Here is a 23,741-nt window from a genome sequence, read left to right on the forward strand (position 1 = left end):
AGATGCGCGTCCGATCGGGTCACATGCCCTCATGCCTGCCCCGACCTGCGCCGATATGTCCTGCGAGCTTCCGGGTGCCCAGCGGCGGGGGAGCGATTTCACCGACGTGGGAGGGCGCATGACGGTCGACCGAGGCGTCGACGTCCGCGACGACTCCGGATTCACGCTCATGGAGCTCCTCGTCGCGATGATGCTCATCGGGGGCGTGCTCCTGGGGCTCGCCGCGGTGCAGACCTCCGCGCTCGTGACGACCGCGCAGACACGCCAGCGCACGCTCGGCACCGCCGTGACCAACCAGGTCATGGAGGAGCTGCGCGCGCTGCCCTGGAACACGCTCAACAAGGGTCTGCACGCGTCGTTCGCGTCGGCCGCCGGGGGAGACCCGAACGTCGACGGCGCACGGCTGCGCCCGCCCGTCGAACCCATGATCGACGAGGTGCTCGTGACCAGCACGACGCAGGCGACCGACAAGGCGCCGCTGTCGGGCTCGGGCGGCACCAACGTCACGGCCACGTCGAACCCCGAGGCGCCCGGCATCGTCTTCACGTCCCGGTCGTACGTCACGCGTCCCGCGGCGGGTGGTGAGTCGCTCGCCCTGACGGTGATCACGACCTGGCGCGCGAACCAGACCGCCGACGAGCGGCACGTGCTCATGCGGTCGACCGCGTACGCCCCGAGCGGCGGCTGCGGCGACCCGAACAACCAGCCGTACCTCGGGGCGTGCCAGGCGCTGTTCTCCGCGAGCGCGGGCGGCACGGCTCCGCAGACGACGATCACGGCGGCGTTCGGCGGTGAGACGACCGACCCGGAGGTCGACGCGACGACGCCGATCCTGCCCGGCACGGACATCACGGTCGCGACGATGCGCGGCGGGCAGACGGGCGTCGGCGTGACCGCGCAGCAGTCCACGGCGGTCGAGTCGAGCGCACTGCACGCGGCGGGTTCGCTCACCGCCGCCGGCGCGCCGTCGGCGAGCGCGTCGACGGGCGGCGAGGCCGTCGAGAACCAGGCGTCGAACGACGTCGGTTCCGAGGGCGCCGCGCCCACGGACCCGTCGCCGGTCACCTCGAACGGCGTCGCCGGGTCGCTCGCGATCGACGGCGGGGACCTGCGCATGGTGATCACCCCCGGTTCGGGGAGCCAGGCCAAGGTCAGCGCGTCCACGGTCACCAAGTGCACGGCGGCGCTGCCCGCGGGCGTGCCGTGCGCGGCGTCCGACCTGGCGAGCGCGGTCGCGTCGACCACGACGCTCTCGGTGGGCGCCACCAACCTGCAGCTCGTCCGCGTCGCGTCGTCGTCGATCACGGGCTGGGGTGCGCGGTTCGCGGGCGTCGCGGGCGTCGCCGCCACGGGCTGCTCCACGGTGTCCGGTCCGGGCTGCGTCGCCGCCGGTGCCTCGCGCAGCGTCGGTGCCGTCCAGCTCGGGTCCGCGTCGTGGAGCGGTGGGGCCGCGAGCAGCGGGCTGATCCAGGTCACGTCCTATTCGGACTCCACGCGCGTCGAGCGTGGGCTCTCGCAGCGCACGGCCGCGCCGGTGACGGCGCGCTCGGGGTCGCTGCGCTACTGGAACGGCTCCGCGTACACGACCGTGTCGATCACGGGCTCCACGAGCGTCACGGCGAGCACCGGGACCGTCACCTGGACCGGCGGCGGCTACACGGTGCGCGCGACCGGGCAGGTCGCGGTGACCCCGGTGACGGACCTCGCGTCCGCCCCGGACCCGGCCGGCTGCACCGGCGAGGGCTGCTCGATCTCGACCGAGACGGGCACGGTGTCGCTCTCGGTGCACTACCGCGTCGAGGGCCCCTCGGGCGTGTCCGCGTTCGTGACGACGACGACGCTCGGCGCCGCGCGCGCCGCGGCCGGCTTCAAGGCGGCGCCCGGTGCCTGACCTGATGACGCGCGTGCGCGCGCTGCGCGACCGCCGGGGCGACGAGTCCGGCTACACGCTGGCCGAGCTCCTCGTCGTGATGTCGATCTTCATCGGGCTCATGACGATCGTGTTCTCGATCATGCTCATGATGTCCCGCCAGACGAAGGACAACCTCGCGCGGACCGAGGCGGCCGACCAGGTCCGGATCGGGCTCATGCAGATCGACCGGCAGGTCCGGTCCGGCAACGTGATCTCCGACCCTGCGGCCGAGTCGTTCGGCATGTCCGGCGCCGACACCTACTACTCGCTGCGCGTCTACACGCAGACCGACGGTGTCTACCAGTGCGTGCAGTGGCGTGTGGTGTTCGACGCCGACGGCTTCGGCCGGCTCGAGTACCGGTCCTGGAAGCCCTCGTGGCAGTCGACGGGCGGGGTGGAGGCGTGGCGGACCGTCGCGCGCGACCTCGTCAAGCCGTCCGCGACGACCGTCGACGTCGACGACCCGTCGACGTGGCCGCCGTTCTTCGTCGAGAGCAGCGACGCGGAGACGTCGTCGACCGCCCAGACCATCCGGGTGACCCTGCGCGTCAAGGACCCCGACCAGAGCGAGGGCTCGAAGCCCGCGACCGTCACGTCGACCCTGACGGGCCGCAACACGATCTTCGGCTACCCGGCCGACACGTGCTCGCCCGTCCCGGCGCCGTAGGAGAAGGAGGAGCAGCATGAGTGCAGCGATCCGCCGACGGCTCGGCGACGCGCGCGACGACCGGGGGAGCGTGCTGGTGGCCGCGGTCGCAGTCGCACTTGTGGGCGCGATGCTCGCGGTCCTGGTCGTCGCGACCGTGATCAGCGCGGCCCGCAGCTCGGGCAAGGACCGGGCGCGCAGCACCGAGGTGCACTCGGCCGAGGGCGTCGTCGACACCGTCTACGAGCTGCTCGAGACCACGACGCCGTGCCGGTGGCCCGCGACGGGCTCCGCGGTGACGGGGACGTCGCCGTCGGTCGTGCGCGGCTCGGCCGACGTCGCCTACTTCGACAAGGACGGCCACGCGCTCACGTGCGCGGGCGGCGCGGTCACGGGCGGCGTGCCGGCCACCGCGGTCGTGACCGCGACCGCGACCGCGGGCGACGGCTCGACACGGACCATGCAGTCGAAGGTCGCGCTCACGCCGACCGTCGTCAACGGCCGCGGCGCCGCGATCTTCGCCGCCAACAGCATCCTCACGACGAACTCGTTCACCGTGACGACGGCGCTCCCGGACACGCAGGTCGACGTGTGGGTCGACTCGGGTGACGTGGACTGCAACTCGAACGTCACGGTGAACGGCAACATGATCGTCGCGAACGGCGGGGTGCGGATGGCGAACGCGTGCCGCATCACCGGGAACCTGTGGAGCAAGAAGAACGTCGAGATCTCGCAGGCCCACTCCGGTGGCCTGCAGAGCGTCGGTGGTTCGCTGTTCGCCACCGCCGACGCGCGCATGAACTCGGGCGTCAAGATCGGCGGCGACATCGTCCTGACCGGCTCGCTCACGCAGTGGGGTCCGATCCAGGTGGGCGGCGCGATCCGCACCGGTGTCGCGGGGTCGCAGATCCCGCAGTACGTCTCCAAGCGTCTTCCGGAGGTCACGTACCGCCCCGACGACTGGACGGGCTTCGTGATCTCGGGCGACCGGCAGGCCGCGTACCGCAGCTGGGTCCGGTCCAACGCCGCGGCGAACGGCGCGCAGTCGTGGGCGGCGTCGATGAACGCCTCGGGCACGCAGTGCAGCGTCGCGGGTGCGAGCTACGACCTCAACGGCCCCCTCGTCGGCCCCACGGTGCCCACGCTGTTCGACACGCGCAACTGCTCGCAGACGCGGTTCGAGAACGGGCTGAACATCAAGCTGCGCTCCGACCTCGTGCTGTTCGTCAACAGCTTCTACTCGACGGGCAACTTCCGGGTCACCTCGGCGGACGGCAACCAGCACAACTTCTGGATCATCGTCGCCGACAAGAACCCCAACGGCGTCGCGGAGTGCTCCGGCGGCATCGGTGACATCAAGGGTGACTCGGGCAGCCTCGCGGTCTCGCCCATCACGGTCTTCATGTACACGCCGTGCACGATCGACACGAACAACGACACGCAGCTCTCGGGGCAGCTCTACGGTGGCACCGTCAACCTCCGCAACCCCGTGACCATCAACTACGTCCCCATCGGCATCCCGGGCGTCGAACTGCCGTCGACCGAGCCCGAGGGGGACGCGGGCTACCGCGTGGACGTCGTCTACAAGCGCGAGATCGGAACCCCCTGAGCGCATGACCGCAGCACTCGCCGTCGCGGCCGGCATCGTGGGCCTCGCGATCGGCTCGTTCCTCAACGTCGTCGTCTGGCGCGTCCCGAGGGGCGAGTCGGTCGTCTCCCCGCCGTCGGCGTGCCCGCGGTGCGGCCACGCGATCCGTCGGCGCGACAACGTCCCGGTGCTGTCGTGGCTCGTGCTGCGGGGCCGCTGCCGCGACTGCGGCGAGCCGATCTCGGTGCGCTACCCGCTCGTCGAGCTCGCGACCGGGGTGCTGTTCGCGCTGACGGCGTGGTGGGCGGGACCCGTCTGGGTCCTCCCGGCGCTGCTGTACCTCGCGGCGATCTCGGTCGCGCTCGCGCTCATCGACCTCGACACCAGCCGGCTTCCGGACGCCATCGTCCTGCCGTCCTACCCCGTCGCCCTCGTGCTCCTCGCGCTCGGCAGCGCGAACCCCGGGGGAGAGGCGGACTGGTGGGCCCTCGTGCGCGCGGTGATCGGCGGCGTGGCGATGTTCACCGCCTACCTCGTCACGGTCCTCGTGAAGCCGGGCGGCATGGGTCTCGGCGACGTCAAGCTCGCGGGCGTGCTCGGGCTGTACCTGGGCTGGTTCGGCTGGGGTGCGCTCGCCGTGGGGTGGTTCGCGGCCTTCGTGTTCGGCGGGGTGTTCTCGATCGCGCTCATGGCGATGCGTCGCGCGGGCCGCACGTCGCGCATCCCGTTCGGCCCCTGGATGCTGCTCGGCGCCGCGTTCGGGATCGTCGTCGGGCCCGCGCTGTCGTCCTGGTACCTGGGCAGCCTCTGACCTGGGACGGCGCGCCGCCCGGATGGTCGTCGACGGACCGGGCGAACGCTCGCTCATTCGGCTCAAGTCGGGACCGATCGCGCCCGATACGTCAGTGAATCCGCTCGTCGGCTCAGCATGAAGGGACACTCGTGGCCAACACACGTGTCATCGGCCTCGACATCGGGACGACCGCGGTCCGCGCGGCGGAGCTCGAGTTCGGCGCCGGTGGGCCGAAGGGCAAGACACCCCCCACGCTCGTGCGCTACGGCGAGGTCGCCGTCCCGCTCGGTGCCGTGCGCGACGGTGAGGTCATCCAGCCCGAGAGCGTGGCGACCGCGCTGCGCCAGCTCTGGTCGCAGACGAAGTTCGAGTCCAAGGACGTGATCCTGGGCGTCGGCAACCAGCGCGTGCTCGTGCGCGAGCTCGAGGTGCCGTGGATGCCGCTCGCGCAGATCAAGGAGTCGCTGCCCTACCAGGTCGGCGAGATGCTCCCGATGGCCGTCGACGACGCGCTGCTCGACTTCTACCCCACGGGCGAGTCCGACGGTCAGCAGGGCCGCCAGGCGCGCGGCATGCTGGTCGCTGCGCAGCGCGACACGGTCACCGCGAACGTCCTCGCCGCCGAGGGGGCCGGCCTGCACCCGCAGATGGTCGACCTCAACGCGTTCGCCCTCCTGCGGGCGCTCGCGCGCGGCGACCTCGCGAACGCGACGGTCGCCTTCGTCGACGTCGGCGCGACGATCACCACGGTCGTGATCGCGGCGCGCGGCGTCCCGCGTCTCGTGCGTTCGCTGCCCTCGGGCGGCCAGCAGGTGACCAACGCGGTCGCGACCGCGCGCGGCATCTCGGCCCCCGAGGCGGAGGCGCTCAAGCGTGAGATCGGCATCGGCTACGCGGTCTCGCCCGACCGCCAGGACGCCGCCGAGGCCATCGGGCACGTCGTGCGCGGGCTGGTCGAGTCGGTGCGCAACACGTTCGTGTACTACGCGGGCAACAACCCCGGCGCGGGCATCGACGTCGTCGTCCTGTCCGGCGGCGGCTCGCACCTGCCGGGCTTCGGGCAGTACCTGTCGAGCGCGAGCCGCCTGCCGGTGACGCTCGCCGACCCGCTCGCGGGGCTGCGCACGGCGAAGACCGCGCGCCGCGACCAGATCACGGGGCGTGAGTCGTTCGTGGCTCTGCCCGTCGGACTCGCCTACGGAGTTGCAGCATGAGCGCGCTGCTGGAGCGGCCCCTCGTCAAGGGCAGGTCGAAGTCGTCGCAGCCGTCGATCGTCGGCACGACCCTGCCGCAGGTCAACCTGCTGCCGCCGGAGGTCCGCGCGGCCCGCGGCCTGCGCAAGACCAAGCGCATGCTCGTGTTCGTGCTGCTCGGCACGCTCGCGCTGTGCGTGCTCGCCTGGCTGTTCTCCCTGTTCGAGGCGACGAGCGCGCAGTCGGAGCTCGACGCTGCGAACGCCGAGACGGAGCGGATCCAGGGCCAGCTGTCGGACCCGAAGTACGCGGAGGTCCCGAGGGTGCTCGGTGCGCTCGACGCGAGCCGGAAGGCCCTTCCGCTCGCGATGGCGACCGACGTCAACTGGTCGGCCTACGTCGGTGCGATCGCAGCCGTCCTGCCCGAGGGGGCGAGCATCGACTCGTTCACCGTCACCTACGCGACGCCCATGACGGGTGCTGCAGACCCGACGGACCCCCTGCAGTCGCCGAGCCTGGGGCAGATCGCGTTCACGGGCCGTTCCGTCACCGTGCCGGACACGGCCGCGTGGCTCAAGGCGCTCAACTCCGTCCCGGGGTTCCAGGACGCGTGGCTCGCGTCCGCGGCCGTCACCGGTGACGAGGAGTACGGCGACTACTACGCGTTCTCGTCGACCGTCCAGGTCTCCGAGGCAGCGCTGACGCACCGGTTCGACCCGGTGGCCCCGGCCGAGGACGCCGACAGCACCGACGAGTCGGCGACCGCCGAAGGCACGGAGGACTGACGTGGGCAGCAGCAAGAAGACCTGGATCGGTGGCGCGGCGTTCGTCGCCGTGCTGCTCGCGGCGGCGACGTACCTCCTGCTCGTCTCTCCGAACATAACCGTCGCCTCCGAGCGGCGTGCCGAGGCAGAGGACGCGCGCGCCTTCAACGACGTGCTCGGGCTCAAGCTCACGAAGCTGAAGTCGGACTTCGACAAGCTCGACGACTACAAGGCCGAGCTGGCCGCCGCCGAGACCAAGATCCCCGCGACCGCGCAGCTCGAGACGTACCTCGACGGCCTGGATGCCATCGCGGTCGCACGCAGCGTGACGATCACCGCGGTGACGGCAGGAACCCCCGAGGAGTTCGTCCTGCCGAAGGTGGAGGAGCCTGCGCCCGCCGCGAGCGAGGGCTCGGAGGGCTCGTCCGAGGAGTCCTCGGAGTCGAGCGAGGACCCCGACCCGTCGAGCGGTGAGAAGGACGACGAGGACAAGGGCCCGAAGATCCCGGCGGGCCTCACCGCGATCCCGGTGTCCGTCACGGTGCTCGGCACGTACGAGAACACGATGGCGTTCCTCGACGACGTCCACAAGACGAGCCCGCGCGTGTTCCTCGTCTCCGCGCTGACGGGCACGTCGCAGAAGGAGTCCGAGGGCAACGGCGGCAAGCCCGCCACCGCGGACGGTGACCAGGAGCTCGTCATCACCGGCTACATCTACGTGCTGCCGAACGGGCTCGTCGCCCCGGCGCCGACGGACCCGCAGGAGCCGGTCCAGCTGCCGTCGAACCCCGGCAAGAACCCGCTCCTGCCGGTGCAGGGCGGCTGATCAGGGGCTCGCGCACACGATCGACGGTGGGCGCCCGGGGTGTGGACTCGCACCCGGGGCGCCCACCGTCGCATGGGAGGATCACGTCATGCTGCGGTGGTTGACGTCGGGTGAGTCGCACGGTCCGGCGCTGGTCGGGGTCCTCGAGGGGCTCCCGGCCGGCGTGGAGGTCGTGACGCAGGACATCCAGGACGCGCTCGCGCGGCGCCGGCTCGGGTACGGGCGTGGCGCGCGCATGAAGTTCGAGCAGGACGAGGTCCGCGTGCTCGCCGGCCTGCGGCACGGTCTCACGCAGGGCGGGCCGGTCGCGATCGAGGTCGGCAACACCGAGTGGCCCAAGTGGGTCGAGGTCATGTCCGCCGACCCGGTCGAGGACCCGGCCGTGCTGCAGCGCGCGCGCAACGCGCCGCTCACGCGTCCGCGCCCGGGCCACGCCGACCTGGTGGGCATGCGCAAGTACGGCTTCGACGACGCGCGTCCCGTCCTCGAGCGCGCCTCGGCGCGCGAGACCGCGACGCGCGTGGCGCTCGGGACCGTCGCCGCGAAGCTCCTCGAGCAGGCGGCCGGGATCCGGCTCGTGTCGCACGTCGTCGGCATCGGTCCGGTGGCCGTGCCCGACGACGCGGCGCTGCCGCACCCCGACGACGTCGCGGCGCTCGACGCGGACCCGGTGCGCTGCTTCCACGCCGAGACGTCGGCCGCGATGGTCGCCGAGATCGACGAGTGCCACAAGGACGGCGACACGCTCGGTGGTGTCGTCGAGGTGCTCGCGTACGGCGTCCCGTCCGGCCTCGGCTCGTACGTGCACGCCGACCGTCGTCTCGACGCGCGTCTCGCGGCCGCGCTCATGGGCATCCAGGCCATCAAGGGCGTCGAGGTGGGTGACGGGTTCCGCACCGCGACTCGTAGGGGCTCGCAGGCGCACGACGAGATCGAGCGTGTCGACGGGCGCGTGCAGCGCCGGTCGAACCGTGCCGGTGGCCTCGAGGGCGGGATGACGAACGGGGAGATCCTGCGCGTGCGCGCGGCGATGAAGCCGATCTCGACGGTCCCGCGGGCGCTCGCGACGATCGACACGAGCACGGGCGAGGCGGCCAAGGCGCAGCACCAGCGCTCGGACGTCTGCGCCGTGCCGCCGGCGGCCGTTGTGGCCGAGGCGATGGTCGCGCTCGTGCTCGCCGACGCCCTCCTGGAGAAGACCGGCGGCGACTCGGTCGCCGAGGTGCGCCGCAACCTCCAGGCGTACCTGGACGCGGTGCCCGAGCTGCTGCGCTGAGCCCCTCGGGCGTCCGCGGGAGCGGGCGACACCCGGGACGACGAAGGTCCGGTCACCCTCGGGGGTGCCGGACCTTCGTCGTGCAGCGGGCCGCCGGTCAGCGGGCGACGACCCGCACGGTGGCGCTCGCCGGGCTGTTCCCGAGGTTGCTGGTCGCCAGGACCCGGAACCAGTAGGTCTTGCCCTTGGTCGCCTTCTTCCACGTGTAGCTCGTCGTGGTCGGGGTGAGCGTCGTCAGCGTCGTGAACGTCGAGCCGTTCGTCGAGTACTGGACCTTGTACGCGGAGATCTTCGACCCGTTGGCCGCCGACGCCTTCCACGCGACCTTGACGGTCTTCGTGGCCGGCGTCGTGACCTTGACGCTCGTCGGGGCGGACGGCTTGGTCGCGGGCGTGACGGCCACGCTCGTCGACCAGGCGCCGTCGCCGAGCTGCGTGCGCGCCGCGACGCGCAGCTGGTAGTACGAGCCGTTCTTGAGTCCCGTCACCTTGAGGGTGCGGGCGGACGCCGAGGCGGTGGGCCCGACGCGCCAGGTCGTCCACCCGGTCGTCGCGCTCTTCGCGCGGTACTGGATGGCGTACGCCGTGATGGCCGCGCCGCCGTTGGACGCCGGGGGAGACCACGTGAGCGTCGCGGACGCGTTGCCGCGCGCCACCTTGACGTTCAGCGGGGCGGTCGGCACGCCGAGCGTCGCGGCGCTGAGCGTCGCCGAGGGGCCCTCGCCGACCGCGTTGATCGGCGCGACGCTGATCGTGTAGCCGGACTTCGCGGTCAGGCCGGTGATCGTGACGTTCGGGGTGGTGGACGTCGCGGCGGCCGGCACGGTGACCCAGCTTCCCGTGCCCTTGGCGTACTTGACCGCGTAGCCCGTGATCGCGGACCCTCCGGTCCCCGCGCCGCTCGGCGCGCTCCACGTGACCCGCAGCGAGCTCGCGGTCGCGGTCGCGGCGAGGTTCGTCACGGGGGACTTCGGGGCGCTCGCCGTGGTGCCGGACTTGATGCCGGACCACGGGCTGCCGCCCTCGGAGTTGTACGCCTGGAGCTGGAACTCGTACGTCGTGGCGACCGCGAGCCCGGTGAGCGTGCGGGACTCGGCGCCCGCGGGGACCTCGACGACGGTCCACTCGGTGGTGGTGCCCGTGGTGTTCGACGCGCGGTACGCGAGCCGGTACGCGGGCGCCGCGACCGCGCCGCGGTTCGCGCCCGTGGGCGTCGCCCACACGACCTCCGCCTGCGTGCCGGTGATCGTCAGCTTCGAGATCGTCACGCCGGCGGGCGGGTTCGTCACGCTGAACGTGCCGACCGAGGACTTGCCGAGCTTGACCCGCGTGCTCGCCGTGCTGGCCTTCTCCGGCACGGCCGTGACCTGCCAGTAGTAGGTGGTGCCGTACGCGAGTGTCGCCGGGATGGCGTACGAGGTCGCGAGCGTCTCGGCGGGAGTCACCGAGTCGAGCGTGCCGGCCGCGGTCCCGTACTGCACGAGGTAGCGCGACGCGTCCGGGACGGGCTCCCAGTCGAGGACGCGGTTCGCGCTGGTGAGGACGGCCCCGTCGGCGGTCACGCGCGCCGGCGCCGGCGCCGCGACCGTGAACGTGCCGGAGGTCGCCTCGAGCGACGCGTAGCCGCTGCTGTCGTAGCTGACGACGAGCCACTCGTAGGTGCCGTCGTCGAGGTCGCGGACCGTGGCTGCGGTCTGGGTGACCTGCGTGAAGCTCGTCGGCCACTGCGTGCCGACCGCGCGCACCTTGTAGCCGTACTTCGCGGCCGCCGTGGTGCCGGTCCACGACAGCGTCGCGGAGGTGCCGTCCACCTGCGTGGACAGTCCGGTGGGCTTGGGGGCCGCGACCGTGAACGACTGCGGGCCCGTGTAGTTGCCCGGGTTGCCGAGCGCGTCGAGCGCCGCGACCTTGAACGTGTACACGCCGGGCGCGAGCGGCTTCTGCGCGGCGTCGAGCGTCTTGGCCACGTACCACGGGTACTCGACCTTGAGCACGCCCTTCGAGACGTTGGACGAGTCGAGGACGGTGACCGCGTACCCGCGGCTCCCGCCGTCCGCGGGCGCCGAGAGCGACTGCGGGCGCCAGGACAGCACGACCGAGCCGTCGGCCGACGTCGTGACGGGCGTGACGCCCTCGAAGTCGATCGGCGTGCTGTCCTTCTGCCAGAAGTGGCCGGTGGTGAACGTCGAGCCGACAGGGACGGTGTACTCGCTGAACTGGTCGTTCATCGAGATCCCGCGCACCCGCCAGCAGTACTCGCCCGACGTCTCGTCGTCGAACACGCCGTTGACCCGCAGGTGGGTCTGCATGGTCCACTGCGTCGTCACGTGCACGCTGCAGTCGTAGTCGTGGAAGACCTCGACCTGGTAGGCGTTCGCGCCCAGGACGGGGGCCCACCTCATGAGGGGGGCGGGCTTGCCCGTCGTCGTGCTCGACTCCGAGGCCCACGACGCCTCGTCGACGACCGCCGTCGTCGCGGTCGCCGCGCGGGCAGGGAGCACCTCGAAGTAGCGCTTGCGGGAGGTGTCACCGTCGTCCACGTCGGACCACAGCGACTCCTGCGAGCCGGCCGGCGTCGCGGCCTGCAGCGTCGTCGTCGCCGAGCCCGAGTAGTCGACCGCGCGCACGCGCCACTCGTAGAGGCCGCCCGCGTCCATGCGCTGGGACTTCGTCGCCAGCCAGAGGCAGGTGGAGTCGCCGTCGAGCGCGCCGCCGTCGACGGTGCCCTCGGTCACCTTCGCGACGACCGACACGGACGTCGAGGCCGTGCGGCACGTGAGCGTCTTGCGGGTGTCCTCCGGGCCTCCGCTCAGGATCGGGATGGCCTGGACCTCGTAGAGGGTCGCACGCGGGACCGGGTTCCAGGTCAGCAGCACCTCGTCGAGCGCGACCTGCGTGGGGTTGCCGTAGTCGGTCGAGCCGAACGTCGGCACGGGGTACGTCTTGGTGAAGCCGTCGGCGGGCGTCGTCGGCTCGTCCTGACCGCCCCATGCCTTGCGGAACTGCTTCGCGACCGACGGCTGCCCGGGGTTGCCGAGGGGGTCGTACGCGGTGACCTGCCACCAGTAGTTGCCGTCGACGAGCTGCGTGAGCGGCACGTACGTGGTGCTCGTGGACTCCGCCGTGACCTTGGCCGTCGTGACGAGACCCGTGGCGCCGTCGACCGACTGTCCGATCACGATCGTGTACCGCATGGCCCCGGCGACGGGCGTCCACGAGAACCTCAGGTCGCTGAGCACCGGGTCGGTGCTGGTCGGCTCGAGGAGCGTCGGCGCGGAGTCGTCGGCCGTCCAGCGGACCGTGAACACGCCCGGCTCGGTCTGCGCGGGGCCCGTGACCGGGTCGGTGGTCGCCGTCGCGGACGTGGGGTTCGCGAAGACGGCCTGGACCTTCCAGTACCACTGCACCGGCGCGTCGGGGGACGTGCGCGCGAGCGGGCCCGTCGGCGTGTGCGCGGTGCCCGTGAGGCCCGGGACGGTCGTCGTCACCCCGGTGGCCCACTCGGGGCTCGACGAGTACGTCAGCGTGTAGGAGACCGCACCGCGGACCGCGGACCACCGGAACGTCACCGGGTCCGGGTAGTCCACGACCGCGTCGCGTGCGGGCGACAGCAGGGTCGGGACCTCGGCGGCCGGGGCGTCGACGAGCGCGGGCGCGGAGAAGTCGCCACGCGACGCGTCGGTCGTGCCGGAGGTGTGGGCGGCGACGCGCCAGTACAGCCCGCGGTCCTCGAGGCTGCCGAGCGAGCGCTCGGGGATCCAGGTGCGCGCCGTGGTGGTCCGGGTCGCGACGATGTTCGACGTCGCGAACTGGTCGTCCGTCGCGAGCTGGATCGTGTACCCGGTCGCGCCGTCCACGCCGCTCCACGTGAAGCGCGTGTCACCGTCCACGACCCGCGTCTGCAGGTCGTCGGGGACGGCGACGAGGACGGTTGCGGCGGTCGCGGGGGCGACGAACGTCGCGGCACCTCCCACGGCCACCAGGGCGGCCGTCACGAGGGCGGCGGCGGTCTTGCGCAGGATCACGATGCCTCCAGGCACGCGGGTCACACGGGTCGTCCAGTCATCGGCACGGGCGAACGCCGAGGTGAGGGCAAGGTTCGCGTTGATCGGACGATTCACTCGTCCGGCGCCTTTCCGCCCGTCAGACCTGCGCGCCTCGGTCGCCATGCGGACGCACCGGGCGGCGCGGGGACGCTGGACTAGGCTCCGGGCGTGCCTCTCGCCGACCATCCCGGGCCCCGCGTCGTCCTCGTCGGACCGCCCGGTTCGGGCAAGTCCACGGTGGGGGCGGCGTTGGCCCAGCGGTGGCAGCTCGCGCTGCGCGACACGGACGCGGACGTCGAGGCGGTGGCGGGCAAGCCGATCGCGGAGATCTTCGTCGACGACGGCGAGCCGGCGTTCCGCGCGCTCGAGCGGGCTGCGGTCGCGGCAGCCGTCGCGGAGCACACGGGGGTGCTCGCGCTGGGCGGCGGCGCCGTGCTCGACGAGAGCACGCGACGGGTCCTCGCGGAGTACTGCGACGCGGGTGGCGTCGTCGTGTTCCTCGACGTGACGCTCGCGCACGCCGCGCCGCGCGTCGGGCTGAACCGGTCCCGCCCGCTCCTGCTCGGCAACCCGCGCGCGCAGTGGCAGGCGCTCATGGAGGCGCGCCGCCCGGTGTACGAGGACGTGGCGACGCTGCGGGTGCTCACCGACGGGTTGCGGCCCGCGGAGGTCGCCGAGGCGGTGGAGACGGCGCTGGCGCAGGCTCGCGCGCAGGGGACGGACGAGCCGTCGGGGACACCGGCGGACGAGGCGACGACGAGGCAGGGGGACGCGTGAGCGACGTACGACGGGTGACGGTGCAGGGGGAGCAGCCCTACGACGTGGTGATCGGGCGCAACCTGCTCGCCGAGCTGCCGGCGACGCTGGGGGAGTCGGTGCGGCGCGTGCTCGTCGTGCACCCCGCGGCGCTCGCGACGACGGCGGACGTGATCATCGAGGACCTGCGCGCGCACGGCTACGAGACGTTCGGCGCGGAGGTGCCCGACGCGGAGGAGTCGAAGACCGCGCAGGTCGCGGCGTTCCTGTGGGGCGTGCTGGGCCAGGCGGACTTCACGCGTTCGGACGCGATCGTCGCGGTGGGCGGCGGCGCGACCACGGACCTCGGTGGGTTCGTCGCGGCGACGTGGCTGCGCGGCATCCGGGTCGTGCAGGTCCCGACGACGGTGCTCGCGATGGTCGACGCCGCCGTGGGCGGCAAGACCGGCATCAACACCGCGGAGGGCAAGAACCTCGTCGGCGCGTTCCACCCGCCGGCGGCCGTGCTGTGCGACCTGGCGGCGCTCGAGTCGATGCAACGGTTCGACTTCGTCGCGGGGCTCGCAGAGGTCGTCAAGACGGGCTTCATCGCCGACCCGCGCATCCTCGAGCTCGTCGAGGCGAACGTCGAGCTGCTGCAGGACCCGGTCGCCGCGGCGCGCTCGGAGGTGCTGCTCGAGCTCGTCGAGCGTGCGGTCGTCGTGAAGGCGAGGGTCGTGGGGGAGGACCTCAAGGAGGCCGGCCTGCGCGAGATCCTCAACTACGGCCACACGTTCGGTCACGCGATCGAGCAGGTCGAGCGCTACCAGTGGCGGCACGGCGCGGCGGTGTCGGTCGGCATGGTGTACGTCGCGGAGCTGTCCCGGCTCGCGGGCAAGCTGTCCGACGAGGTCGTGGACCGGCACCGCGCGGTGCTCACCTCGCTCGGGCTGCCGACGACGTACCCCGGCGACCGCTGGGAGCGGCTGCTGGGGGCGATGCGCCGCGACAAGAAGTCGCGCGGCGACCTGCTGCGGTTCGTCGTGCTGGAGGACATCGGCCACCCCACGCGGCTGGAGGGTCCCGACCCGACGCTGCTCGCGGCGGCGTACGCCGAGGTCGCGGAGGGGGCGACGTCGTCGTCCGCAGTCTCGCTGTGAGGACGCCCGTCGTGCCGCACGGCGCGTCGCCGCGTCCCCGGCGGGCGGGGCGCGGCCCCGTCGATAGGCTTCCCGTATGACGCGAGTGCTGGTGCTCAACGGTCCGAACCTGGCCCGGTTGGGCACTCGCGAGCCGGAGGTGTACGGCTCGACGTCGTACACGGACCTCGAGTCGGCCGTGCGGCGCTGGGGAGCCGCGCTCGGCCTCGAGGTCGACGTGCGGCAGACCGACGACGAGGCCGAGCTCATCGGCTGGCTGCACGAGGCGGTCGACACGCGGTCCGACGTGGTGCTCAACCCGGCGGCGTTCACGCACTACTCGTACGGGATGCGGGACGCGGCGGCGCAGGTCACGGGCGCGCACCTGCGGCTCGTCGAGGTGCACATCACGAACCCGTACGCGCGGGAGGCGTTCCGCCACACGTCGGTCGTCGGCGCGGTGGCGACGGGCACGGTCGCCGGCTTCGGGCTCGACTCGTACCGGCTGGCGCTGTCGGCGCTCGCCCCCGTGGACTGAACAAGTCCCAGTACTTGTGCGCTGCTGAACAAGGCTTCACACTGGTGGCATGCTCGTCCTGACGATCGACCAGCGGGGCAGCCGCCGCGACGGCGACCGGGTGCCCGAGCTCCTGCGCGCGTTCGAGGACGCCTGGCCCGGGATCGTGGCCGGCTCGCCCGCGCCGACGCCTGAGGGCGTCGCCCTCGGCTTCGAGCGCACGGTGGGGGACGAGGTCCAGGGCGTCCTCGAGGACGGCACGCTCGCCGTCGCGCTCACGCTGCGCGTCCTGCGGACCGGGGGCTGGAGCGTCGGCATCGGCTGCGGGCGCGTCGACGAGCCGCTCGCCGAGACGTCCCGCGCGGCGTCCGGCACCGCGTTCGTGCTCGCCCGCGACGCCGTCGAGGCCGCCAAGAGCCGCCAGCGCGTGGTCCCGTTCGCGGTGCGCGGCGCGCACCACCAGGCGGGGCTCGACGCCGAGGCCGTCCTCACGCTGGTCGCCGCGACCGCCGCGCGGCGCACCACCGCGGGCTGGGAGGCGGTCGACGCGGTCGACGCTGCGGGTCCCGACGCGCGTCAGGAGGACGTGGCCTCCGCGATGGGGATCACGCAGCAGGCCGTGAGCCAGCGCCTGCGCACCGCGCTGTACGACGAGGCGCGCGCCGCGTCCGGGGCCGCCGCGCGGCTCCTGCTCGCGGCGCAGGGCTGAGCGCGCGGGCCCTAGAACGTGAGCGTCGCGAGCAGCCCGCACCCCGCGGCCCACAGCAGCGACGCGAGCGTGCCGATCACGAACCGCTCCGACGCGCCGGGGTTCTCCTTCAGCTCGGGGTAGCGACCCAGACCCTTGACCGCGACGACGATCGCCACCCCGGCAGGCTGGCCGAGCAGCACGCACGCGGTCACCGCTGCGCGCTCGAGGAAGCCGATCCACGTGCCGCCGCGCAGCGCGGCACGCGCCGCCGGGCCGTCCGGGCCGGCCGGGTCGAGCGACGACGCGGGCGCGGGCGGGGGCGGCACGGGTCCGGGGTCGACGGGCGCACCGCGAGGTCCGGGCACGGGGTCCGCGCCCGGCCGGGAGGCGAGGCGCAGCACGCCGGAGACGAACCACCAGCCGCCGCCGACGGAGACGACGAGCGCGCCGAGGACCGCGAGCACCGTGAGCATGCGCCTACCGAACCACAGTCCACCCGCGCACGTGGCCGTTCGCGCTCCCGAACCCGGCCGACCCCGCGGATGCTCCGGCCACCAGCCGCGACACCCGGAGCAACAGCGGGCTGGGGGGCGGGCGGGTCGCGGCGGACGGTGGCGCGCGTGGCGGGACGGTACGATGGTCGGCGGCCTGCGGCCGGACGCGACCACCCCGGATCACCAGCGAGGAGACCCGTCGGGTGCGGGGCGCGCGAGCCGCCTCGATCCACCTCGACAGGAAGCGACGAACCGTGGCGACCACCAACGACCTCAAGAACGGCACCGTGCTGCGCATCGACGGCCAGCTCTGGACCGTCATCGAGTTCCAGCACGTCAAGCCCGGCAAGGGCGGCGCGTTCGTGCGCACCAAGCTGAAGAACGTCCTGTCCGGCAAGGTCGTCGACCGCACGTTCAACGCCGGCGTGAAGGTCGAGACGGCCAACGTCGACAAGCGCGAGATGCAGTACCTGTACAAGGACGGCGACGACTTCGTGTTCATGGACACGGACACGTACGACCAGCTGCACGTCCCGGCCGCGACGGTCGGCGACGCCGCGAACTTCCTGCTCGAGAACCAGAACGCGCTCGTCGCGACGAACGAGGGCGCGCCGCTCTACGTCGAGCTGCCGCCGTCGGTGACCCTGCTGGTCACGTACACCGAGCCCGGCCTGCAGGGCGACCGGTCGAGCGCCGGCACCAAGCCGGCGACGCTCGAGACCGGCTACGAGATCCAGGTCCCGCTGTTCCTCGAGGCCGACACCAAGGTCAAGGTCGACACGCGCGACGGCTCCTACCTGGGTCGCGTGAACGACTGACGTGGGAGCCCGGTCCAAGGCCCGCAAGCGGGCCGTCGACGTCCTCTTCGAGGCCGACCAGCGCGGTGTCGAACCCGTGACGCTGCTCGCGCAGCGCATCGCCGAGCCCGGCACCGAGGCGGCGCTGCCGCAGTACGCGGTCGAGATCGTCGAGGGCGTCGTCGCGCGCCTCGCCCGCATCGACGAGGTCCTCGCCTCGCACTCGCACGGCTGGACGATCGAGCGGATGCCGGCGGTCGACCGCGCGGTGCTGCGGGTCGGCACGTGGGAGGTGCTGTTCAACGACGAGGTGCCGGACGCGGTCGCGGTCGACGAGGCGGTGGACCTGGTCCGTGCGCTGTCGACGGACGAGTCCCCGACGTTCGTGAACGGCCTGCTGGGCCGGATCGTCGAGCTCAAGCCGATGCTGCTGGCCTGAGCCCGCCCGCACGCCCGCCCGCACGTCACGAGGCGCGTCGTCCCCGCCGGGCGGCGCGCCTCGCCGGGCGTGACCCGGCGGCGCCCGAACCGGCACCGGATCGTGACCAGGACCGGCCACCGGCGGACCGGCGATCGGCTACACCTGGTCCCGTGACGGACCAGCAGAGGACGCCGGGGCGCGGGCGACGCGCCAGGACGTGGAAGATCGCCGCCGGAGCGGGGGCGGTCACGATCGTCCTGGGTGCGGCCGGGGTGGCCTCCGGCTGCCTGCCGCTCGCGTCGGCGTGCCCGGGGCCGACCGTGCAGGTCCGACCCGAGGGCCAGGCCTCGTACGGCTCGGGACCGGACCTCACGTCGGCGACGGCAGGTGAGCCGATCACCGTGGCCGGCTACGGGTTCGGCTTCTGCGACGACACGGGCGGTGAGCTGTGCTCGCGCGACGGCCGGGTGTCCGGCCCGCGGGACGTGACCGTGACGTGGCAGGTCCCGGGGCACGAGCCCAGCACGGTCGGGACCGGGAAGATCGACGGCGCGGCGTCGTTCCGCATCGACGTCGTCCTGCCCGAGCAGGACGCCGGGCAGTCGGGGCTGCTCGTCGTGCGGCGCGGCGACGTCGGGGACCGGTACGAGCCCTACTCGTTCCCCCTGCTCGTCGAGCAGGCCTGAGCCGCCGCGCTCAGGCGCGGTGGTGCATCAGGTCGAACCGGTCGTCCGCGCGCGGTGACGGCACGACGCGCAGCGGACGCGTGTCCTCCCACTGCGAGCCCGGGCGCGGGCCGCGGACGGGGATCGTCGGCGCCGCCCGTCCGAGGAAGTTGCCCTGCACCCGTCGGACGCCGAGCTCCACGAGCGCGTCCAGGTCCGCGGCGCGTTCCACGCCTTCGGCGACGACGTCGAGCCCGTGCGCGGACGCCAGCTCGAGTATCGCCCGCACCACGGAGGCACCGCGCTCGGTGTCGACCTCGCGGACGAACGAGCGGTCGATCTTGAGGACGTCGACGGGCAGCCGTGCGAGCCGCGCGAGCGAGGAGTAGCCGGTGCCGAAGTCGTCGACGGCGATGCGCGTGCCCCGTGCGCGCAGCTCGGACAGCACCGGCACCGCGGCGACGGTCTGCACGAGCGCGCTCTCGGTGATCTCGAGCGTGAGGTGCTCCCAGTACGTGGTGCCCCACGCGGTCTCGATCTGCTCGAGCGCGTCCGGCTCCGAGAGGTGGCGGGCGGCGAGGTTCACGGACACGGGCATCTGGAACCGGTCGAGCGCGCGCCGGGCCTGGCTCAGCATCGACAGTCCGATGGGCACGATGAGGCCGGTCTCCTCGGCGAGCTCCAGCCAGTCGACGGGCAGCAGCAGCCGGCCGTGGTGGTCCCAGCGGGCCAGCGCCTCGACCTGGAGCACCTCGAGCGTGCGCGCGTCGACGATCGGCTGGTAGTGCGCGGTGAAGAGGCCGTCCGCGACCGCGGCCTCGAGCGCGGAGCGCTGCACGCGCTCGGCCTCGACGGCGCGGCGCAGCGCGCGGTCGAACACCCGGAAGCCGGAGCGCGAGCGCTTGGCCTCGAGCATCGCGGTGTCGGCGTGCCGCACGAGCGCCTCGACGTCGACGACGTCGCCGGGCTGCCAGGTCGCGATGCCGACGGACAGGCGCGACGGCCGGTTGCCGGGGGAGCGGTCGACGAAGCCCTCGCGCAGCGAGCGGGCGATCGAGACGAGCTCGGGGTCGAGCGGCGCGCGCGAGATCACCACGACGAACTCGTCGCCGCCGAGCCGTCCGACGAACGTCTCCTCGTCCGGGATCGCGCCGCGCAGGAACGTCGCGACGCGGCACAGCATGTCGTCGCCGCCCGCGTGCCCGTGCACGTCGTTGTAGCGCTTGAAGCCGTCGAGGTCGCAGTAGACGAGCGAGACGCGCGTGCGCTCGACGTTGGCGCGCTCGAGCACCTCGTGCAGGTGCTTCTGCACGGCGCGACGGTTCGGCAGGCCGGTGAGCGCGTCGGCGAACGCGGTGCGGTTGAGCTGGCGCGTGAGCGTGTAGCGCTCCGCTGCGGCGGAGACGATCTGCGCGAGGTCGACGAGGAACGCCCGCTGGTGGGCGTCGCGCACCTGCGTGCTGTAGAGCTCGCACACGTACCGGCCGTGCGCGATGGGCCGCAGCGTGCCCTCGACCGCGGGGTCGCCGAGGACCTTGCGGGCCTCGTCGCGTGCCTGGAGCAGCAGGGTGTCGGCGTCGCGCGCGAACCACGCGGCGTTGGAGACGCGTGCGATGGCGTCGCGCATCCGGTGCTGCCGGCTCGCCTCGTCCTGCGACTGGCGCACGCGCACGAGCGCGAGCGCGGCGAGCCCGAACGCGATCGGGACGGCCCACAGCGCGGCGAGCAGGGAGCTGATGTCGCGGTCCGGCATGAACCCGCTCGCGACGAGCATGCTGACGGACTCGAGCCCCGCGGCGACGAGGAGCGCGCCCCACACCGTGACGGAGTGCCGCCCGAGCGTGACGACCACGTAGGACAGGACGACGAGGGTCGCGACGACGAGCGTCGAGCCGACCACGAGGTCGCTGCGCGGGCCGGCGTCGCGGACCTCGGGCACGAGCCACGCGATCGCGTGCGCGGCGAGCGGGACGGCCGCCCCGGCGACCCACCACGACGTGCGCGGACCCTGCGCGAAGGCGCGGGTCGTCGGGAGCGCGAGGAGCAGGAAGCCGGCGACGAGCAGGATGTGCGCGAAGGTCAGGACGGTCTGCGTGGTCCCGGGTGCGAGGTATCCGGCGACCGCGCCGACGAGAAGCATGAGGCCGATGTCCGCGGACCAGGCGAGCCCCCACACGGCGCCCACGGGCCGACGGTCGGTGCGCCACCAGAGCCACTGCAGCACGAGGAGGCCCGCCACCAGACCTGCCGCCAGCAGCTGGACCGCGCAGACCCACGTGGGAACCGACCCGAGCACGGTGGTTGCTTCGGCGCGCACGGGCCCCGACATGACCCGGCATTCGGGTGACGTGGCCCCCAACGGGCGAAATGTTCTTCTCATCCGGACACTCCCTGCGCATGGGGCAACTGAGGCAATACGCTCTCTGGGGCCCGGTGGACACAAGCCCTGGGTGCGACGACGAGCGGAGAAGACTTCATGACGACCTGGACCCGCGCCAGACGAGCGATCGCGACGGTCGCCTGCGGCGGCCTCGCGGCGACCCTGGTGGGTGCCGCGCTCGCGCCGGCGGCCACCGCGGCAGGCGGCGACGGCACGCTCCCGAAGAAGGAGGCGCCGGCCGTCGAGAAGGAGGAGACGCTCGTCGCGGGCGTCGTCTACAGCTTCAAGGGCGGCCTGGCCGCTGCCGCGGGCTCGGCCGACGCGGTCGCGGCGCGCGCCTCGGTGCACGCGTCGGTCCAGTCGGCCCTCAAGGCCAGCGGCGCCCGGGTCACGAACGGCGCGCACGCGGTCGACGCGGGCGGCACGTGGGCCGTCGAGTTCGCGACCCCCGTTCCCGCGGCGCAGGCGCGCGCGGCGATCGAGGCGCTCGACGGGGTCCCCGGGATCTCGGACGTGGAGCCGAACTACATCTCGACGGCCGACGCCGCGGCGCCGATCGTCCCGAAGGACCCGTACGTCAAGCAGTACCAGTGGAACATCTGGGACTACTCGTCGCGCGGCACCATCGACGGCGTCGCCTGGCCCACGGGCGGGTACTCGAGCCACGCGACGGCGCTGTGGCCCGCGACCAAGGGCAAGAACGTCGTGGTCGCCGTGCTCGACACGGGCCGCACCGCGCACCCGCAGCTCGACGACGTGACGGTCGCGGGCTACGACATGATCTCGAACAAGGACCGCGCGCGTGACGGCAACGGTCGCGACTCCAACCCGCAGGACCAGGGTGACTGGGACGACGAGGGCCCGAGCTCGTGGCACGGGACGCACGTGGCGGGCATCGTCGCCGCGAAGTGGGACGGTGCGCGAGGCGTCGGCGTCGCGCCCGGTGTCCGGATCCAGCACGTGCGCGTGCTCGGCTACGAGGGCGGCACGTCGGCGGACATCGCCGCGGCCATCACGTGGGCGTCCGGCGGCACGGTGAGCGGCACGTCGAAGAACAAGACGCCCGCGAAGGTCATCAACCTGTCGCTCGGCGGCAAGCACGAGTGCGGTGCCATGACGCAGCGCGCGATCGACAACGCGCGCAAGCGCGGCGCGGTGATCGTGGTCTCGGCCGGCAACTCGGCCACCAGCGCGTCGCTGTACGGGCCCGCCAACTGCAAGAACGTCATCACGGTCGCGGCGCTCGACGAGTACGGCCAGCGCGCCAGCTACTCGAACTACGGCAAGGACGTGGAGATCGGGGCACCCGGCGGCGAGTACGCCTCGGGCTACCGCATGATCCTGTCCACGCTGAACACGGGCACCACGCGCCCGGCCACGCAGACGTGGGGCACGAACATGGGCACGAGCCAGGCGGCGCCGCACGTCTCCGCCGCGGCGGCGATGCTCACGTCGCTGGGCCTCAAGGGCAGCGCGGTCGAGTCGGCGGTGAAGAAGGCCACCTCGCCCTTCCCGAACTACCCGAACTACCCCGAGTACAACTGCACGACGTCCAAGTGCGGCGCCGGCTACCTCAACCTGCAGAAGGTGCTCGCGCCGGCCGGTGACGTCACCATCTCGGGCACGGCGAAGGTCGGCAGCACCGTCACGGCGAAGTACAACTTCGCGGGCAAGGTCAACGGGTACAAGTTCCAGTGGTACCGCGACGGCAAGGCGATCTCGGGCGCGACGGGCAAGACCCGCACCCTGACGTCCAACGACAAGGGCAAGGTCATCAAGGTCCGCGTGGTCCCGGTCGGCACCGGCTCGTACGTGTCGATCTCGAAGTACTCGGCGGGCACCAAGGTCGGCTGAGTCCTGCCGTTCTGGTCAGGAGGGGCGGGTGCGTCGACGACGCGCCCGCCCCTCGTGCGTCCCGCGGCGGACGCCGCGCGTCAGCGGGCGCCGCTCGTGGCAGGGTGACCGCGTGACGCGTGCGCAGGAGGTCGCCACGAGGCTGCGGGCGGCGGGGTGCGTGTTCGCCGAGGACGAGGCCGCGCTCCTGCTCGGTCACGCGCGCGAGACCGGCGCCGACGAGCGCGAGCTCGACGCGCTCGTCGCGCGGCGGTGCGCGGGCGAGCCGCTCGAGCTCGTCGTCGGGTGGGCGGCGTTCGCGGGGCTGCGGGTGACGGTCGCGCCGGGCGTGTTCGTTCCGCGGCGTCGCACCGAGCTGCTCGTGGCGGTCGTGGACGGCCTCCTGCAGGCCCGGGGCGTGCAGGGCGGGCCGCCCGTGGTCGTGGACCTGTGCTGCGGGACGGGCGCGCTGGCGGCGGCGGTGCAGGCACGGTGGCCGCACGCGGACGTGCACGCGGCGGACGTCGACCCGGCCGCGGTCGCGTGCGCGCGCCGCAACGTGCGCACCGTCCACGAGGGGGACCTGTTCGCGGCGCTCCCGGAGGCGCTGCGCGGGTCCGTCGACGTGCTCGTCGCGAACGCACCGTACGTCCCGTCGCACGCGGTGGCGACGATGCCGAGCGAGGCGCGCGACCACGAGGCACTGGTCGCGCTCGACGGGGGCGCCGACGGGCTCGACCTGCACCGCCGGATCGCGGCGGACGTCGGCGCGTGGCTCGTGCCCGGCGGTCACGTCGTGGTCGAGACGAGCCCGCGCCAGGCCGCGACGAGCGCGCGGCTGCTGCGCGACCGGGGCCTCGTGGTCCGCACCGTGCGCGACGACGAGCGCGACGGGACGGCGGTCGTCGGGCGCCGCGTGAGCCACGTCGCACGGACGCTCGGCAGGTCCGCGGCGACCAGGCGGTAGGGTGACGAGGACCGCTGACCTTCCTTTAACTCCCGTCCTGTGAGGCGGGGAAGGAGTCG

General features: G+C 73.0%; 20 protein-coding genes. 17 read left to right on the forward strand and 3 right to left on the reverse strand.

The window, feature by feature from the left end:
* The first annotated feature begins 118 nt into the window (after positions 1-118).
* The 8 genes from F1D97_RS11250 (at position 119) to aroC (ending at position 8,998) form a co-directional block, all read left to right on the forward strand.
* A complete protein-coding gene (locus tag F1D97_RS11250; protein WP_236120599.1) occupies positions 119-1,891 on the forward strand; it encodes a prepilin-type N-terminal cleavage/methylation domain-containing protein in 1,773 nt (590 codons plus the stop codon).
* On the forward strand, positions 1,884-2,579 hold the full coding sequence (locus tag F1D97_RS11255) for a PulJ/GspJ family protein (RefSeq protein WP_236120600.1): 696 nt from the start codon (positions 1,884-1,886) through the stop codon (positions 2,577-2,579). The genes F1D97_RS11250 and F1D97_RS11255 overlap by 8 nt, the downstream gene beginning before the upstream one ends.
* A gap of 16 nt (positions 2,580-2,595) precedes the next feature.
* Positions 2,596-4,167, forward strand: a complete 1,572-nt coding sequence (locus F1D97_RS11260) for a hypothetical protein (RefSeq protein WP_236120601.1) — start codon at positions 2,596-2,598, stop codon at positions 4,165-4,167.
* A gap of 4 nt (positions 4,168-4,171) precedes the next feature.
* Positions 4,172-4,957: a prepilin peptidase gene (locus F1D97_RS11265; RefSeq protein ID WP_236120602.1), complete on the forward strand. Its 786-nt coding sequence runs from the start codon at positions 4,172-4,174 to the stop codon at positions 4,955-4,957.
* 131 nt (positions 4,958-5,088) lie between these two features.
* On the forward strand, positions 5,089-6,153 hold the full coding sequence (pilM, locus tag F1D97_RS11270) for a type IV pilus assembly protein PilM (RefSeq protein WP_236120603.1): 1,065 nt from the start codon (positions 5,089-5,091) through the stop codon (positions 6,151-6,153).
* The gene (locus F1D97_RS11275) at positions 6,150-6,917 is read left to right on the forward strand and encodes a PilN domain-containing protein (protein ID WP_236120604.1); all 768 of its coding nucleotides are present in this window, start codon (positions 6,150-6,152) and stop codon (positions 6,915-6,917) included. Before pilM ends, F1D97_RS11275 begins: the two co-directional genes overlap by 4 nt.
* 1 nt (position 6,918) lies before the next feature.
* Entirely contained in the window at positions 6,919-7,722 is an 804-nt protein-coding gene (locus F1D97_RS11280) for a hypothetical protein (protein WP_236120605.1), read from the forward strand.
* Positions 7,723-7,810: 88 nt separating this feature from the next.
* On the forward strand, positions 7,811-8,998 hold the full coding sequence (gene aroC / locus F1D97_RS11285) for a chorismate synthase (RefSeq protein ID WP_236120606.1): 1,188 nt from the start codon (positions 7,811-7,813) through the stop codon (positions 8,996-8,998).
* A 97-nt stretch (positions 8,999-9,095) separates the two neighbouring features.
* Here the strand turns inward: aroC and F1D97_RS11290 are convergent, their stop codons facing one another.
* Positions 9,096-13,022 carry a fibronectin type III domain-containing protein gene (locus tag F1D97_RS11290; RefSeq protein WP_236120607.1) on the reverse strand — a complete coding sequence of 1,309 codons (3,927 nt, stop codon included), beginning with the start codon at positions 13,020-13,022 and terminating at the stop codon, positions 9,096-9,098.
* Between the two features lie 189 nt (positions 13,023-13,211).
* On the opposite strand from F1D97_RS11290, the gene F1D97_RS11295 reads away from it, so the two are divergent.
* From F1D97_RS11295 to F1D97_RS11310, 4 genes are all read left to right on the forward strand, one after another.
* Positions 13,212-13,820 (forward strand): shikimate kinase, encoded by a 609-nt coding sequence (locus F1D97_RS11295; RefSeq protein WP_236120608.1) that lies wholly within the window; start codon positions 13,212-13,214, stop codon positions 13,818-13,820.
* The gene (aroB, locus tag F1D97_RS11300) at positions 13,817-14,938 is read left to right on the forward strand and encodes a 3-dehydroquinate synthase (RefSeq protein ID WP_236120609.1); all 1,122 of its coding nucleotides are present in this window, start codon (positions 13,817-13,819) and stop codon (positions 14,936-14,938) included. Before F1D97_RS11295 ends, aroB begins: the two co-directional genes overlap by 4 nt.
* A 76-nt stretch (positions 14,939-15,014) precedes the next feature.
* A complete protein-coding gene (locus F1D97_RS11305) occupies positions 15,015-15,455 on the forward strand; it encodes a type II 3-dehydroquinate dehydratase (protein ID WP_236120610.1) in 441 nt (146 codons plus the stop codon).
* A 49-nt stretch (positions 15,456-15,504) separates the two neighbouring features.
* Positions 15,505-16,143 (forward strand): hypothetical protein, encoded by a 639-nt coding sequence (locus F1D97_RS11310; RefSeq protein WP_236120611.1) that lies wholly within the window; start codon positions 15,505-15,507, stop codon positions 16,141-16,143.
* A gap of 11 nt (positions 16,144-16,154) precedes the next feature.
* Here the strand turns inward: F1D97_RS11310 and F1D97_RS11315 are convergent, their stop codons facing one another.
* On the reverse strand, positions 16,155-16,598 hold the full coding sequence (locus tag F1D97_RS11315; RefSeq protein ID WP_236120612.1) for a cytochrome P450: 444 nt from the start codon (positions 16,596-16,598) through the stop codon (positions 16,155-16,157).
* 275 nt (positions 16,599-16,873) lie between these two features.
* Between F1D97_RS11315 and efp the strand changes: the two genes are divergently transcribed.
* The 3 genes from efp to F1D97_RS11330 all read left to right on the forward strand — a co-directional run bounded on the left by efp (position 16,874) and on the right by F1D97_RS11330 (position 18,523).
* Positions 16,874-17,437 (forward strand): elongation factor P, encoded by a 564-nt coding sequence (efp, locus tag F1D97_RS11320; protein ID WP_236120613.1) that lies wholly within the window; start codon positions 16,874-16,876, stop codon positions 17,435-17,437.
* A 1-nt stretch (position 17,438) separates the two neighbouring features.
* The gene (gene nusB / locus F1D97_RS11325) at positions 17,439-17,855 is read left to right on the forward strand and encodes a transcription antitermination factor NusB (RefSeq protein WP_236120614.1); all 417 of its coding nucleotides are present in this window, start codon (positions 17,439-17,441) and stop codon (positions 17,853-17,855) included.
* Positions 17,856-18,007: 152 nt separating this feature from the next.
* Complete coding sequence (locus tag F1D97_RS11330) at positions 18,008-18,523, forward strand: hypothetical protein (protein ID WP_236120615.1); 516 nt, start codon at positions 18,008-18,010, stop codon at positions 18,521-18,523.
* 10 nt (positions 18,524-18,533) lie between these two features.
* Here the strand turns inward: F1D97_RS11330 and F1D97_RS11335 are convergent, their stop codons facing one another.
* Positions 18,534-20,819, reverse strand: coding sequence for a putative bifunctional diguanylate cyclase/phosphodiesterase (locus F1D97_RS11335; protein ID WP_236120616.1), 2,286 nt, complete (start codon positions 20,817-20,819; stop codon positions 18,534-18,536).
* Positions 20,820-20,978: 159 nt separating this feature from the next.
* Here F1D97_RS11335 and F1D97_RS11340 point away from each other — a divergent pair, with 159 nt between their 5' ends.
* Together F1D97_RS11340 and F1D97_RS11345 are read left to right on the forward strand one after the other, a co-directional pair.
* Complete coding sequence (locus F1D97_RS11340; RefSeq protein ID WP_236120617.1) at positions 20,979-22,736, forward strand: S8 family serine peptidase; 1,758 nt, start codon at positions 20,979-20,981, stop codon at positions 22,734-22,736.
* 112 nt (positions 22,737-22,848) lie between these two features.
* Entirely contained in the window at positions 22,849-23,682 is an 834-nt protein-coding gene (locus F1D97_RS11345) for a putative protein N(5)-glutamine methyltransferase (RefSeq protein WP_236120618.1), read from the forward strand.
* Positions 23,683-23,741: the final 59 nt, after the last annotated feature.

It is taken from the genome of Cellulomonas palmilytica (assembly GCF_021590045.1).
In the GTDB taxonomy this organism is placed as follows: Bacteria; Actinomycetota; Actinomycetes; order Actinomycetales; family Cellulomonadaceae; genus Cellulomonas; species Cellulomonas palmilytica.